13 protein-coding genes are annotated in these 13,857 nt (G+C 70.6%); 9 read left to right on the forward strand and 4 right to left on the reverse strand.

Annotated elements, in window-relative coordinates; translation table 11 throughout:
- Positions 1-59: 59 nt before the first annotated feature.
- The 4 genes from ACWGI8_RS10030 to ACWGI8_RS10045 form a co-directional block, all read right to left on the reverse strand.
- Positions 60-761: a FadR/GntR family transcriptional regulator gene (locus ACWGI8_RS10030; RefSeq protein WP_453659650.1), complete on the reverse strand. Its 702-nt coding sequence runs from the start codon at positions 759-761 to the stop codon at positions 60-62.
- Between the two features lie 88 nt (positions 762-849).
- Positions 850-1,893 (reverse strand): ABC transporter permease, encoded by a 1,044-nt coding sequence (locus ACWGI8_RS10035; RefSeq protein WP_453659651.1) that lies wholly within the window; start codon positions 1,891-1,893, stop codon positions 850-852.
- 2 nt (positions 1,894-1,895) lie between these two features.
- On the reverse strand, positions 1,896-3,467 hold the full coding sequence (locus ACWGI8_RS10040) for a sugar ABC transporter ATP-binding protein (protein WP_453659652.1): 1,572 nt from the start codon (positions 3,465-3,467) through the stop codon (positions 1,896-1,898).
- Positions 3,468-3,597: 130 nt separating this feature from the next.
- The gene (locus ACWGI8_RS10045) at positions 3,598-4,647 is read right to left on the reverse strand and encodes a sugar ABC transporter substrate-binding protein (RefSeq protein WP_453659653.1); all 1,050 of its coding nucleotides are present in this window, start codon (positions 4,645-4,647) and stop codon (positions 3,598-3,600) included.
- A gap of 863 nt (positions 4,648-5,510) precedes the next feature.
- Here ACWGI8_RS10045 and ACWGI8_RS10050 point away from each other — a divergent pair.
- The 9 genes from ACWGI8_RS10050 to ACWGI8_RS10090 are packed head-to-tail and all read left to right on the forward strand — an operon-like array spanning position 5,511 to position 13,550.
- The gene (locus tag ACWGI8_RS10050) at positions 5,511-6,362 is read left to right on the forward strand and encodes a fumarylacetoacetate hydrolase family protein (RefSeq protein ID WP_453659654.1); all 852 of its coding nucleotides are present in this window, start codon (positions 5,511-5,513) and stop codon (positions 6,360-6,362) included.
- Positions 6,363-6,373: 11 nt separating this feature from the next.
- Positions 6,374-7,711 carry an L-fuconate dehydratase gene (locus ACWGI8_RS10055; protein WP_453659655.1) on the forward strand — a complete coding sequence of 446 codons (1,338 nt, stop codon included), beginning with the start codon at positions 6,374-6,376 and terminating at the stop codon, positions 7,709-7,711.
- A complete protein-coding gene (locus ACWGI8_RS10060) occupies positions 7,708-8,466 on the forward strand; it encodes an SDR family NAD(P)-dependent oxidoreductase (RefSeq protein WP_453659656.1) in 759 nt (252 codons plus the stop codon). The genes ACWGI8_RS10055 and ACWGI8_RS10060 overlap by 4 nt, the downstream gene beginning before the upstream one ends.
- Positions 8,463-9,479: an aldo/keto reductase gene (locus ACWGI8_RS10065; RefSeq protein ID WP_453659657.1), complete on the forward strand. Its 1,017-nt coding sequence runs from the start codon at positions 8,463-8,465 to the stop codon at positions 9,477-9,479. Before ACWGI8_RS10060 ends, ACWGI8_RS10065 begins: the two co-directional genes overlap by 4 nt.
- Complete coding sequence (locus ACWGI8_RS10070; RefSeq protein ID WP_453659658.1) at positions 9,476-9,787, forward strand: L-rhamnose mutarotase; 312 nt, start codon at positions 9,476-9,478, stop codon at positions 9,785-9,787. The genes ACWGI8_RS10065 and ACWGI8_RS10070 overlap by 4 nt, the downstream gene beginning before the upstream one ends.
- A gap of 4 nt (positions 9,788-9,791) precedes the next feature.
- Positions 9,792-10,691 carry an amidohydrolase family protein gene (locus ACWGI8_RS10075; RefSeq protein WP_453659659.1) on the forward strand — a complete coding sequence of 300 codons (900 nt, stop codon included), beginning with the start codon at positions 9,792-9,794 and terminating at the stop codon, positions 10,689-10,691.
- Positions 10,682-11,422, forward strand: coding sequence for a (Fe-S)-binding protein (locus ACWGI8_RS10080; protein WP_453659660.1), 741 nt, complete (start codon positions 10,682-10,684; stop codon positions 11,420-11,422). Before ACWGI8_RS10075 ends, ACWGI8_RS10080 begins: the two co-directional genes overlap by 10 nt.
- Complete coding sequence (locus tag ACWGI8_RS10085) at positions 11,419-12,918, forward strand: LutB/LldF family L-lactate oxidation iron-sulfur protein (RefSeq protein WP_453659661.1); 1,500 nt, start codon at positions 11,419-11,421, stop codon at positions 12,916-12,918. The genes ACWGI8_RS10080 and ACWGI8_RS10085 overlap by 4 nt, the downstream gene beginning before the upstream one ends.
- Positions 12,915-13,550, forward strand: a complete 636-nt coding sequence (locus ACWGI8_RS10090) for a LutC/YkgG family protein (RefSeq protein ID WP_453659662.1) — start codon at positions 12,915-12,917, stop codon at positions 13,548-13,550. Before ACWGI8_RS10085 ends, ACWGI8_RS10090 begins: the two co-directional genes overlap by 4 nt.
- The last annotated feature ends 307 nt before the right edge of the window (positions 13,551-13,857 follow it).

Consider the following 13,857-nt stretch of genomic DNA (forward strand, 5'->3'; position numbering starts at 1 on the left):
GTGTGCGTATGGGAGCGAGAACCGGGCGGCGGCGGGCGCCGGTGGGCGAGACGGGACGGTCAGCCGTCGATCGCTCGCAGCGGGACGTCGTTGAGGCTGGCCGCCAGCCACCGTTCGACGGCGGAGATGTGGACGGTCGCGGCGGCCTCGGCCAGCTGGGCGTCGTGTGCCTGGAGCGCGCCGAGGATCTCCTCGTGGTCCTGGTGGGCGCTGTCCAGGGCACGACGGGTCCGGCTGCCACGGACGATGCGTACCCGCTGCGTGCGGGTGGAGAGCACGCGCAGCAGCATGGACAGCACCGGGTTGCCGACGGCCTCGACGATCCTGAGGTGGAAGGCGATGTCGTGGGCGACGAACTCCTCGACGGTGGCGGCGGACCGGCACCGGTCGAGGATGTCGCGGAGCTCCTGGAGATCCGCCGGCTGCAGCAGGGCGGCGGCCAGTCCGGTTGCCTGCGGTTCGAGCAGTCGGCGTACCTGGAGCAGTTGGAGGGCGGCCTGCCCCTGGGAGACGTCGGCGGCGAAGGAGAGGCTCTCCAGCAGGAGATGGGGCTCCAGGCTGGAGACGTACGTGCCGTCGCCCTGCCGGGTGATCAGGATCCGCATCGCGGTCAGGGCCCGGACGGCCTCGCGCAGCGAGTTGCGGGACAGGCCGAGCTGTCCGGCGAGGATCTCCTCCTTGGGCAGGCGGGAGCCGGGCGCGAGTTCGCCGGCGACGATCATTTCCTTGATCTTGTCGATGGCCTCGTCCGTCAGTGCCACGAGCGTGCCTCTCCGTGCCGAGGGTGTGCGAGGTGCCGACTCCGCCCGGCAAAGCTGGGGGCCGGGCGGAGCCGCTTACAGGGCGGGACTACTCCTGCTTTTCGCCGGAGGCGAAGCGGGAGATGATCAGCGCGACGATGATGATGGCGCCGTTGAGGAACTGGTTCCACAGCGGCGGTACGCCCGCCAACGTCATGACGTTGACGACGAGTTGGAGGGTGAGCACACCCGTCAGGGCGCCGAAGACGGAGCCCTTGCCCCCGTTGAGGCTCACGCCGCCGATGACGGTCGCCGCGAAGACCTGGAAGATCCAGCCGCTGCCCTGTGTCGCCGAGATGGAGCCGTAGTGCCCGCTGTAGAGGATGCCGGCGAACGCGGCCAGCACACTGCCGAGGATGAGGACGATCCATACGATCCGGTCGACGCGGATGCCGGCGGTACGGGCCGCCTCCGCGTTGCCGCCGATCGCGTACAGCGCCCGGCCGTGCCGGAGCCAGGCCAGCGCACTGCCGCCGAGCGCGAACAGCACCGCGCAGATCCAGATGGCGGAGGGCACGCCCAGCCAGGAGGCCCTGCCCAGGTAGGTGAAGGAAGAGGGCAGCTCGACGATGGACTGTCCCTCGGACAGGGCTACTTGAAGGCCGCGGAGCATGGTCAGGCCGCCGAGTGTGACGATGAACCCGTTGAGCCGCAGCTTGAGGATGAGGAAGCCGTTGACGGCGCCGATCACCACACCGACCAGCAGGCACAGGGGGACGGCCATCCACTCGGGGAAGAGTCCGAGCCCGGTGAAGCGGCCCCCACTGGTCGGCAGGACCAGCCAGACGGCGATGACAGGGGCCACGCCGATGGTGGACTCCAGGGACAGGTCCATCCGCCCGCAGATGAGGATGAGCGCCGTGGCGAGCACCAGCAGGCTCAGCTCGGTGGACTGCTGGGCCACACCGATGAGGTTGTCGGCGGTGAGGAAGGCCGGCGAGACGATGAACCCGATCAGCATCAGGACGAGGATGGCCGGGACCAAGGACAGCTCACGGAAGCGGCCGAGGTCGACCCTGCGCCTGGCGGTGTCCGTCGCGGCCGGCGCCGCTGGGCTCGGTGCGGCCTCGGTGACATCTGTGGTGGCGGACATGACTACCTTCCGTGCTCGTCGGTGCGGGATGCGGCGGATGCGGTGGTGGTGCCGACGCCCTCCATGGCGGCGACGACGTGCTCGTCCTTCCAGCCGCGGTCGAACTCGGCGACCACACGCCCGTGGAACATGACGACGACCCGGTCGCACACCTTGAGGTCGTCCAGTTCGTCGGAGACGATCAGTGCGGCCTTGCCGCCGTCGGCGACCCGCCGGATCCTGCCGAGCAGGAACTCCTTGGACTTGACATCCACGCCGTTGGTGGGGCGGATGGCCACCAGCACGTGCGGGTCGGTGGCCAGGGCACGGGCGACGACGACCTTCTGCTGGTTGCCTCCGGACAGGGCGGACACCGGGGTGGCGGCTCCCGGGGTCTTGATGTCGAGATCGCGGATCATGCGCCGGGCGAAGGCCCTGGTACGGGAGGGCAGCACCGTGCCGAACGGGCCGAGCTGGTCGGTGACGGTCAGCGTCGCGTTCTCAGCCACGCTACGGTTGTTGACCAGTCCCTGGAGGTGACGGTCCTCGGGGACCAGGCCGACCCCGGCAGAGAGGGCGGACGGCACACTGCCGGTGCGCACGCTCCTGCCGCCGACCGAGATCCCCCCGTCCTTGGCGCGGTGCAGACCTGCGACGGCCTCACCCACCTGCACATTGCCGCTGGCCGTCGCACCGGCGAGCCCGACCACCTCGCCGGAGCGGACCGAGAGGGACAGGTCCTGGCAGGCGCCGGGCAGTGTCAGACCGTCGATCGCGAGCAGCTCCTCGGCATCGGTCCGCGCGGCGGGGATACCGCTCACGGCCGTCGTACCCGAGGAGGCGGACTCGCCCGTCATGGCCTCCACAAGTGCCTGGTGCCCGAGCTCGGCCACGGGCGCGGTGAGGATGTGGGCGGCGTCGCGGTAGACCGTGACCGTGGTGCAGAGGTCGTACACCTCTTGCAGGTGGTGGGAGATGAAGAGGAAGGCGACGCCCTGATTCTGGAGGTCGCGAAGCTTGTCGAAGAGGCGGTCGATGCCGCGGGCGTCGAGCTTGGCGGTCGGCTCGTCGAGGATGATGAAGCGGGCGCCGAAGGACAGGGCCCGGGCGATCTCGACGAACTGCCGCTGCTCGACGGTGAGGTCCCTGGCCCGTGCGGCGGGGTCCACGGCTACGCCGTACTCGCCGAGGAGCTCCTCGGCGCGCCGCCGCAGCTGCTTCCAGCGGATGGGTTGCACCGCGCCGGCGCTCTGCCGGTTCAGGAAGAGGTTCTCGGCGACGGTCAGGTCACCGATGATCGTGGAGCGCTGGTAGACGCAAGCGACGCGGGAACGCCAGGCATCGATGTCGCCGAAGGCGGGCGCAGGCTCTCCCGAGAAGCGCAGGGAACCGGTATCGGGTTGCTGGAGGCCGGTGAGGATGGACACGAGCGTCGACTTGCCGGCGCCGTTGCGGCCGACCAGGGCGTGCGACTCGCCCGCGGCGATGCTGATGCGGGCGTCCCGCAGCGCGACGGTCGCGCCGAATCGTTTGCTGATGCCGGTCGCCTCGGCCACGGGGGCCGGATGCCCGGGGCCGGTCGCGGTGTCCGCCATGGTGGATACCGTCCTTCGTGTACGGAAACTGGGGCCGAGGGGCTCGGGAACGAACCCGGGGTTGCGGGGCGGGCACGGCGCCGAGGGACGGGGTCGTCCGTCCCTCGACGCGGCGGGCGGGAGCCGGACATCAGCCGACGTTGTTGCCCCACAGGGACTTGTCGTCCACGTTGTCCTTGGTCACCAGCGGGGCGGGAAGCTGGTCCTCGAGACCGTTCGGGATCTCGACGATGGTGGAGTCGTGGTCGGTCGCACCCGGCTTGAAGGTCTTGCCCTCGGCCGCGGCCTTGGCGTAGTACAGCGCGTACTTGGCGTAGAGGTCGGCGGGCTGGGAGACGGTGGCGTCGATCTGACCCTTGCGGATCGCGTCGAACTCCTGCGGGATGCCGTCGTTGGAGATGATCGAGATGTGCCCCTTCTGGCCCGCCGGCTTGAGAAGACCCTTCTGCTCCAGCAGTGCGAGCGTGGGCTGCAGGAAGACACCGCCCGCCTGCATGTAGATGCCGTTCAGATCGGGGTTCTGGGCGAGCAGCGACTGCAGCTTGGCGGAGGCCACGTCTCCCTTCCAGTCGGTCGGCAGTTCGAAGACCTTGATCTTCGGGAACTTCTCCTTCATGCACGCGGCGAACGCCTCGGAGCGGTCGCGTCCGTTGATGGAGTCCAGGGCGCCCTGCAGCTCGGCGACCTTGCCCTTGCCGCCCAGCTGCTTGCCGAGGAACTCGCAGGCCTTGGTGCCGTACGCCTTGTTGTCGGCGCGGACCACCATGTAGACGTCGCCCTTGTCCGGTCTCGTGTCGACGCTGACCACGGGGATCTTCTTTGACGCGAGGGTGTCGAGGGTCGAGGCGATGGCGCCGGTGTCCTGGGGGGCCATGACGACGGCCTTGGCTCCGGTGTTCTGGAACACCTGGACGTTGGCGACCAGTTTGGTGACGTCGTTCTGCGAGTTGCTCAGCGGCAGGGCGTTGATGCCGTCGGACTGGATGTCCTTCTTCAGGTACTCCCCGTAGGAGTTCCAGAAGTCGGAGTCCGAACGCGGCAGGTCGATGCCGATGGCGGGCTTGTCACCGCCCGAGGCGGCCGAGTCCGTGCCCTCGCGGTTGCACGCGGTGGCAAGGGCCAGTACCGCGAGGACGGCGGTGGCGGCTGCGGCGGTGGAGCGGGTGCGAGTGAACTTCATGGCCGTGTTCTCTCCTTAGGCCAGGGCGGGGAGCCGCAGGGCGACGGTGGGAGGGTGGCGACTCGCCTGCGCGGGAGGGGCGAGGCCGCCGGCCGGGCAGATGGCGATCCGGCACAGGGCATGTGCGGACCGCACCCGACGGGACGGAAGTGAGGGTCAGTCGGCGACCGGGATGTGCGGAGGCCAGCGGCCGCACTGTGCGAGCCGAATGGGCGCACTGGATGATGCGGACCATTCCTCCGATGTATCCCGGACGTCGAGGACGTTACGACGACGTTGCCAGCGTTGACAAGTGCCCGCCGTCATGGATTTGCGCGACATCGCATCACGGGCCTCCGCGGGTCGTCCCGGATAATCTGGATGGCCCGCTGTGAGCCCCTCTGACCTGTGCCTTTCTCAGGTCGGTGACCGAGGGGCGGTGAGCGGCAACAGCTCACAATTCGGCAACGGGGTCGCCCCGGGTCGCTGGGTCGCGGCGTGGACGGGTGCCGTGAGGGGTGCTTTTCGCCCTCGAGTCGCCGGGAGTCATCCCGCGCGCACCTCCTTTCAGCAGGGCGTAGCCGAGTGAGGGATCTCTGGATTCATCGGAGGGTGAGTCGCGAGTCGTGCTCCTGTGTGGACGGAACCGCCCGTTCGGACGGTGTCAGAGGTGCGGAGCTGCTAGCGGCGAGCAAATACATCCGAGGTATCCATTGTCAGTCGGTCTTCCTGCGTCTACAGTCGCCATGCGTCATACATCCGATGACTGAGGGAGTGGGCGATCGAAGCCCTCCTGCGCGGTCCGGTCCGGTGCGCAGATGACGGGCAGCCCGTACAGCTGACCGACACCCCGATGAACCCCCTGATGGCAAGGGAGCTGCCCTGTGAAACTGCTGCGAGTCGGCGCCCCCGGCGCGGAGCGGCCTGCCGTCCGCACCGACGGCGGCAGGCTGCTGGACCTGTCCTCCGTGGCCTCCGACGTCGACGGCGCCTTCCTTGCCTCGGACGGCGTGGACCGGGCCCGTGCGGCGGTCGCGGCGGGAGTGCTGCCCGAACTGGACGCGGACGGCCTGCGGATCGGCGCACCCGTCGCCCGCCCGGGCAAGGTCATCTGTATCGGGCTCAACTACCGCGATCACGCCGCCGAGACCGGTGCGGCGATTCCCGGGCGTCCCGTGGTCTTCATGAAGGACCCGGGCACGGTCGTCGGCCCCTACGACGAGGTGCTGATCCCCCGTGGCTCGGTGAAGACCGACTGGGAGGTCGAACTGGCGGTCGTCATCGGCCGCCGGGCGCGCTACATCGAGGGACCGGAGGATGCGCGGGCCGTGATCGCGGGGTACGCGATCAGCCACGACGTCTCGGAGCGGGAGTTCCAGCTGGAGTACTCCTCGCAGTGGGACCTCGGCAAGTCCTGCGAGACCTTCAACCCGCTCGGACCGTGGCTGGTCACCGCCGACGAGGTCGGCAACCCCCAGAACCTCGGACTGCACCTGAGCGTCAACGGTGTGAAGCGGCAGGACGGGCACACCAGCGACATGATCTTCCGGGTCGACCACATCGTGTCGTACCTGAGCCGGTACATGGTCCTGGAACCGGGCGACGTGATCAACACCGGTACGCCCGCGGGCGTGGCCCTCGGCCTGCCCGGCACCCCCTATCTGCGCCCCGGAGACACCGTCGAACTCTCCGTCGACGGGCTCGGCAGCCAGCGCCAGACCTTCGGCCAAGCGTGAAAGGCACCCCCTTGACTGCAACCCCCGCCCGGATCATCGCGGTCGACACCTACGACGTCCGCTTCCCCACCTCGCGGGAACTGGACGGCTCCGACGCGATGAACCCGGACCCCGACTACTCCGCCGCCTACGTCGTGCTGCGCACCGACGCCGGCGACGGGCTCGAAGGCCACGGATTCACCTTCACCATCGGACGCGGCAACGACGTCCAGGTCGCCGCGATGGGGGCACTGCGGCCCCATGTCGTGGGCCGCTCCGTGGAGGAGCTGTGCGCGGACCCGGGCTCGCTCAGCCGCGATCTGATCGGGGACAGCCAGTTGCGCTGGCTCGGCCCCGAGAAGGGCGTGATGCACATGGCCATCGGCGCCGTGATCAACGCCGTGTGGGACCTGGCCGCCAAGCGGGAGGGCAAGCCGCTGTGGCAACTGCTCGCCCATGCCGCTCCGGAGTGGCTGGTCTCGCAGGTCGACTTCCGGTACATCGCCGACGCACTCACCCCCGGGGACGCCCTCACCCTTCTGCGTGAGGGCCGGACGGGACTCGCGGAACGCGAGGCGATGCTGCTGGAGCGCGGCTACCCCGGCTACACCACCTCCCCGGGCTGGCTCGGCTACTCCGACGACAAGCTCACCCGGCTCGCCGAGCAGGCCGTCGCCGACGGCTTCACCCAGATCAAGCTCAAGGTCGGCGCCGACGTCGACGACGACATCCGGCGGCTGCGCACCGCCCGTACCGCCGTCGGCGACGGCATCCGCATCGCCATCGACGCCAACCAGCGGTGGAACGTGGGCGAGGCGATCGAGTGGACCAAGGCGCTCGCCGAGTTCGATCCGTACTGGATCGAGGAGCCCACCAGCCCCGACGACGTTCTCGGACACGCCGCCGTACGCAGGGCCGTCGCCCCGGTGAAGGTTGCCACCGGCGAGCACGTGCAGAACCGCATCGTCTTCAAGCAGCTCCTCCAGGCGGGCGCCATCGACGTCCTCCAGATCGACGCAGCCCGGGTCGGCGGGGTCAACGAGAACCTCGCGATCCTGCTGCTCGCCGCGAAGTTCGGGGTGCCGGTGTGCCCGCACGCCGGCGGAGTGGGACTGTGCGAGCTGGTGCAGCACCTGTCGATGTTCGACTACCTGGCCCTCTCCGGCACCACCGAGAACCGCGTCATCGAGTACGTCGACCACCTCCACCAGCACTTCACCGCTCCCGTGGTGATCCGCGACGGCCACTACACCGCGCCGCTCGCCCCTGGCTTCTCTGCCACCATGAGAGAAGAGTCCATCGCCGAGTACCGCTACCCGGACGGAAAGTTCTGGGTCGCCGACCGCGCCGGGCAGGAGGAAGTGGCATGACCGACCTGACAGGGCTCAGGGCCGTCGTCACCGGAGGCGCGTCCGGCATCGGGCTCGCCACCACCCGGATGCTGGTCGAGCAGGGCGCAACGGTGGCCGTACTCGACCTCGACCCCTCCAGGGTGCCGCGTCCGCTGCTCGCCCTCAAGACTGACGTCAGTGACGACGCTTCGGTGCGCGCCTGCGTGACGGAGGCGGCCGGGCGGCTCGGCGGCATCGACATCCTCGTCAACAACGCGGGCATCGGCGCCGCGGGCACCGTCGAGGACAACCCCGACGAGCAGTGGCACCGCGTCCTGGACGTCAACGTTCTCGGCATGGTCCGCACCACCCGCGCCGCCCTGCCCCATCTGCGCCGGTCCGCACACGCGGCCGTCGTCAACACCTGCTCCATCGCGGCCACCGCCGGACTGCCGCAGCGCGCCCTGTACTCCGCCAGCAAGGGCGCAGTGCTGTCCCTCACCCTGGCCATGGCCGCCGACCACGTCCGTGAGGGCATCCGCGTCAACTGCGTCAACCCCGGCACCGCCGACACCCCCTGGGTGGCCCGGCTGCTGGACGCCGCCGAGGACCCCGAGGCAGAACGCGCGGCCCTCAACGCCCGCCAGCCCATGGGCCGACTGGTGACCGCGGACGAGGTGGCGGCCGCCATCGTCTACCTTGCCGGTCCCGCGGCGGCCAGTATCACCGGTACCGCCCTGGCGGTGGACGGCGGCATGCAGGGCCTGCGGCTGCGCCCGGAGGCCCGACCGTGAGGATGAGCAGGCTGGGTGGCAGCGCGGTCGGGGTCACACAACTCGCGCTCGGCTGCGCGGGCATCGGCAACCTCTATCACCCAGTCACCGACGAGGCCGCCCTCGCCACCGTGGAGGCGGCCTGGGACGTCGGCATCCGCACCTTCGACACCGCGCCCCACTACGGCCTGGGCCTGTCGGAGCGGCGGCTCGGCGCCGCGCTGCGCGGCCGCCCCCGGGACACGTACACCCTCTCCACCAAGGTGGGGCGGCTCCTCGTACCGAACCCCGAGGACGGCTACGGCTCCGGCGACGACCTCGCGAACGGCTTCGCCGTCCCCGCCACCCACCGCCGCGTGTGGGACTTCAGCGCCGACGGAGTACTGCGCTCCCTGGAGGCGAGCCTGGACCGCCTCGGCCTCGACCGGGTCGACATCGTCCTGCTGCACGACCCGGACGACCATGCCGAACAGGCCCTGCGCGGGGCGTACCCGGCGCTGGAGCGGCTGCGCGGCGAAGGCGTGGTCGGGGCGATCGGCGTGGGGATGAACCAGTCCGCCCTGCCCGCCCGTTTCCTGCGCGAGACCGACATCGACGTGGTGCTGCTGGCCGGCCGCTACACGCTCCTCGAACAGGAAGGGCTCGCCGAACTGCTCCCGGAGGCCGCCGTCCGCGGCCGGAGCGTCGTCGTCGGCGGGGTCTTCAACTCCGGGCTGCTCACCGCCCCGCGGCCCGGCGCCACGTACGACTACGCGCCCGCTCCGCAGCCGGTGCTCGACCGGGCCCTGCGGCTGCTGGCGGTCACCGAACGCCACGGCGTGCCGCTGCGCGCCGCTGCCCTGCGCTTCCCGTTCGGCCACCCGGCCGTGGCGAGTGTGCTGACCGGCGCCCGTTCCCCCGAGGAGGTGCGCGACACCGTGGAACAGCTGCGACGCCCGGTGCCGGACGCGCTGTGGGACGAGCTGCGCGCCGAAGGGCTGCTGGCCCCGGACACCCCCGTCCCCGCAGCCATGCCCTGGAAGGAGTCGTCATGAGGATCGCCCTGCACACCAGGGTCCGCGCCGACCGCATCGAGGAGTACGAGGCGGCTCATCGCGAGGTCCCCGAGGAACTGACCGCCGCCGTCCGCGCCGCCGGGGTGAGCGAGTGGACGATCTGGCGCAGCGGGACGGACCTCTTCCATGTGCTGGAGGTCGAGGACTATCCGGCGATGATCGCCGAACTGGAGAAGCTGCCGGTCAACATCGCCTGGCAGGCGCGGATGGCCGAGCTGCTGGACGTCGTCCACGACTACTCGGCGGAGGGCGCGAGCGCCTCGCTGCCGGCGGTCTGGGAGCTGTGACCGTATGAAGACCGAGCCCGGCATCGTCGATGCGCACCACCACGTGTGGGACCTGTCGGTCCGCGACCAGGACTGGATAACCGGACCCGAACTCGCCCCGCTGCGCCGCGACTTCACCCTTGCCGACCTGGAGCCGGAGGCCCGGGCAGCCGGGGTCACCGCCACCGTGCTGGTTCAGACGGTCACTGTGCCGGAGGAGACCCCGGAGTTCCTGGCCCTGGCCGCCCGCAGCGATCTGGTCGCCGGGGTCGTCGGCTGGACCGACCTGACCGCACCCGATGTCGCCGACTCCCTCGCCGCCTTGCGCGAAGGACCCGGCGGCGAGCACCTGGTGGGCATCCGCCACCAGGTGCAGGGCGAGCCCGATCCGCGGTGGCTGCTCCGCCCGGAGGTGCTGCGCGGTCTGACCGCGGTGGCCGAGGCGGGACTCGTCTACGACCTGGTGGTGAAGCCCCATCAGCTCGCGGCCGCCGTTGAGGCCGCGGAGCGTCTGCCGAGCCTCACGCTCGTCCTCGACCACCTGGGCAAGCCGCCCATCGCGTCCGGCGAACTCGACCCATGGGCCGAGCAGATCCGGCGGCTCGTCTCCCTCCCCACCACCGTCTGCAAGCTCTCCGGCATGGTTACGGAGGCCGACTGGGGCTCCTGGGCCATCGAGGACCTCAAGCCGTACGCCGACACCGTCCTGGACGCCTTCGGGCCCGAGCGGGTGATGTTCGGCTCCGACTGGCCCGTCTGCCGGCTTGCCGCCACCTACGCCCAAGTCGTCGCCGCGGCACGGGAGTTGACGGCACGGTTCAACCCCACCGAACGCCACGAGTTCTTCACCGGCACCGCCGCGCGGACCTACGGCCTGACGGTCACCGGATCGCCGTGCCCGCCCCAGGAAGCCCCATGCGCATAGCTCTCTTCATCACCTGCTTCAACGACACCATGTTCCCCCGCACCGGCCGGGCGGTGACCGAACTGCTCGAACGGCTCGGGCACACCGTGGAATTCCCGCAGGGCCAGACCTGCTGCGGTCAGATGCACTTCAACACCGGCTACCGTCCCGAGACCCTGCCCATGGTGCGCCGCTTCGCGGAGGTCTTCGCGGGCTACGACGCCGTAGTCGCCCCCTCCGGATCCTGTGCCGGCATGGTGCGCGACCACCATCGCGTGGTGGCAGCCCAGTACGGGGACGCCGCCCTTACCGCGGCGGTCGAGCGGGTGGTGCCGACGGTGTACGAGCTGTCGGAACTCCTCGTCGACGTCCTGGGCGTCACCGACGTCGGCGCGTACTTCCCGCACCGCGTCACCTACCACCCGACCTGCCACTCGCTGCGCATGCTGCGCGTCGGCGACCGGCCGCTGCGGCTGTTGCGCGCGGTGAAGGGCATCGACCTCGTCGAGCTGCCCGCCGCCGAGTCCTGCTGCGGCTTCGGCGGCACCTTCGCGCTGAAGAACGCGGACGTGTCCAACGCCATGCTGGCCGACAAGATGCGCCATGTCCAAGACACCGGCGCCGAGTTCCTGTGCGCGGGCGACAACTCCTGTCTGACGCACATCGGCGGCGGCCTGTCCCGGCTCCGGACCGGCATCGGGACCATGCACCTGGCCGAGATCCTGGCCTCAACGGAAGGGAACGCGCGGTGAGCGGAGCCGACAACGTCGTATGGCTGGGCACCCCGGCCTTTCCCGAGGCCGCGCGCCGCGCGCTCGCCGACACCCAGCTGCGGACGAACCTGCGACGGGCGACCGGCACCATCCGGGACAAGCGGCTGGCGGTCGCCGCCGAACTGGAGGACTGGGAGGAACTGCGGGAGACGGCCGCAGCGATCAAGCGCCATACTCTGCGCCACCTCGACCACCATCTGCTGCGGCTGGAGAAGACGGTGACCGCCGCAGGTGGCACCGTCCACTGGGCGGCGGACGCCGCCGAGGCCAACCGCATCGTCACGCAGCTGGTGAAGATGACCGGCGAGCGTGAGGTCATGAAGGTCAAGTCGATGGCCACTCAGGAGATCGGCCTGAACGAAGCCCTCGCTGAAGCGGGCATCCGTGCCTACGAGACCGATCTCGCGGAACTCATCGTGCAGTTGGGCGGCGACCGCCCGTCCCACCTCCTCGTGCCGGCCATCCACCGCAACCGCTCCGAGATCCGGGAGATCTTCCGGCGGGAGATGGGGGAGTGGGGAAGGCCCGCTCCCGAGGGGCTCACCGACGATCCGCGAGATCTGGCCGAAGCGGCCCGGCTCCATCTACGGGAGAAGTTCCTGAGGGCCAAGGTCGCTGTCTCCGGCGCCAACTTCGCCACCGCCGACACCGGCACGGTGGTGGTCGTGGAGTCGGAGGGCAACGGGCGGATGTGCCTGACCCTGCCCGAGACCCTCATCACCGTCATGGGCATCGAAAAGGTCCTGCCGTCCTTCGCCGACCTGGAGGTCTTCCTGCAACTGCTGCCGCGCTCCTCGACCGGCGAGCGGATGAACCCGTACACCTCGCTGTGGACAGGTGTCACCGAGGGGGACGGACCGCAGGACTTCCACCTGGTCCTGCTCGACAACGGCCGCACCGCGACCCTTGCCGACGAGGTGGGCCGCCAGGCGCTGTCCTGCATCCGCTGCTCGGCGTGCCTGAACGTCTGCCCGGTCTACGAGCGCACCGGCGGCCACGCCTACGGCTCCGTCTACCCCGGCCCGATCGGCGCCGTGCTGACCCCGCAGCTCGTCGGCGTCGAGAACGCGGCCTCGCTGCCCTTCGCCTCGACCCTGTGCGGCGCCTGCTACGACGCCTGCCCCGTGATGATCAACATCCCGGAGGTGCTGGTCCATCTGCGCGCCGAGGCCGTGGAGGCCAAGCGCCGGGACCGACTGCTGCCCACCACCGAGGCGCTCGCCATGAAGGCCGCGGGGGCGGTCCTGTCCTCCCCTCGACGGCTGGCCGCAGCCCAGAAGCTCGCCGCCCTCGGGGCCCGGTTGGTGGCTCGTAACGGCCGGATCGGCGCCCTGCCGGGCCCGTTCGCCCGCTGGTCCGGCACCCGGGACACGCCCGCGCCGCCCCGGGAATCGCTGCGTGCCTGGTGGCGCCGTACGAAAACGACTGTGCGGGACCAAGGCCGTACGACGGCGGAAGGGAAGGGACGACGATGAGCGGCCGCGAGAGCGTCCTGAGCGCGCTGAGGGGAGCGCTGGCCGGCGTGCCCGGCTCCGAGAGCCCCGAGGACGTACCGCTCCCACAGGGGCATCGTGCCGATCACGCGGGGCCGGACGTCGTCGGGCTGTTCACCGAGCGCGCCGCCGAGTACCGCGCCACGGTGGTCCGTGTGCCGATGGCCGATGCCGCGGCCGCCGTCGGGCGCGCGCTGGCACGTGCCGGAGCGCGGTCCGTCGTCGTGCCGCCGGGACTCCCCGAGGACCTGGTCCCCGAGGGGCCATGGTCAAGGCTGGAGGACGTTTCTCCGTTGACGGTCCGTCAGCTCGACGCGGCGGACGCCGTGGTCACCACTGTCGCCACCGCCATCGCCGTTACGGGGACCGTGACCCTCGACCACGGACCCGGCCAGGGGCGCAGGGCCCTGACCCTGTTGCCGGACCAGCACATCTGCGTGGTCCGGGCGGACCAGATCGCCCCCGATGTGCCCGACGCGCTGAGCCGGCTCGACCCGTACAGGCCACTGACGCTGGTGTCCGGTCCCTCGGCCACCAGTGACATCGAACTGGACCGGGTGGAGGGCGTCCACGGGCCGCGCACCCTCGACATCGTCGTGATCGCGGACGCGTAACAGCACGGTGGGGGACAGCCCGAAGCCCGGCAGGCGGCAGGGGATGCCACCCGCCGGGCACGGCTCGTTGTCAGGCGGTGCGCCGCTGGAACCGCTGGTTGGTGCCGGTGCCGCAGGGTCACTGGATGAGGCGGGCACCGTTGACGCCACGATCTGGTGCCATCAGCGGGCGTCGCGCCTGCCCGCCTCCCGGCCGGCTGATTCTCAGGGCCACGAAGCGCGAGTACATGCGCTTGAACCCGGTGAGTCCGCTGCCGGGGCGGTCCCGCGGCGCCTTGCGCGCCCGCGCCGGCCGACGCACCACGGC

This window comes from Streptomyces sp. NPDC054841 (assembly GCF_053611045.1).

Excerpts from the sequence above, each read along its gene's own strand:
- ACWGI8_RS10035 (WP_453659651.1), bottom strand. The coding sequence starts at position 1,893 with ATGTCCGCCACCACAGATGTCACCGAGGCCGCACCGAGCCCAGCGGCG.
- ACWGI8_RS10040 (WP_453659652.1), bottom strand. The coding sequence starts at position 3,467 with ATGGCGGACACCGCGACCGGCCCCGGGCATCCGGCCCCCGTGGCCGAG.
- ACWGI8_RS10045 (WP_453659653.1), bottom strand. The coding sequence starts at position 4,647 with ATGAAGTTCACTCGCACCCGCTCCACCGCCGCAGCCGCCACCGCCGTC.
- ACWGI8_RS10060 (WP_453659656.1), top strand. The coding sequence starts at position 7,708 with ATGACCGACCTGACAGGGCTCAGGGCCGTCGTCACCGGAGGCGCGTCC.
- ACWGI8_RS10070 (WP_453659658.1), top strand. The coding sequence starts at position 9,476 with ATGAGGATCGCCCTGCACACCAGGGTCCGCGCCGACCGCATCGAGGAG.
- ACWGI8_RS10075 (WP_453659659.1), top strand. The coding sequence starts at position 9,792 with ATGAAGACCGAGCCCGGCATCGTCGATGCGCACCACCACGTGTGGGAC.
- ACWGI8_RS10080 (WP_453659660.1), top strand. The coding sequence starts at position 10,682 with ATGCGCATAGCTCTCTTCATCACCTGCTTCAACGACACCATGTTCCCC.
- ACWGI8_RS10090 (WP_453659662.1), top strand. The coding sequence starts at position 12,915 with ATGAGCGGCCGCGAGAGCGTCCTGAGCGCGCTGAGGGGAGCGCTGGCC.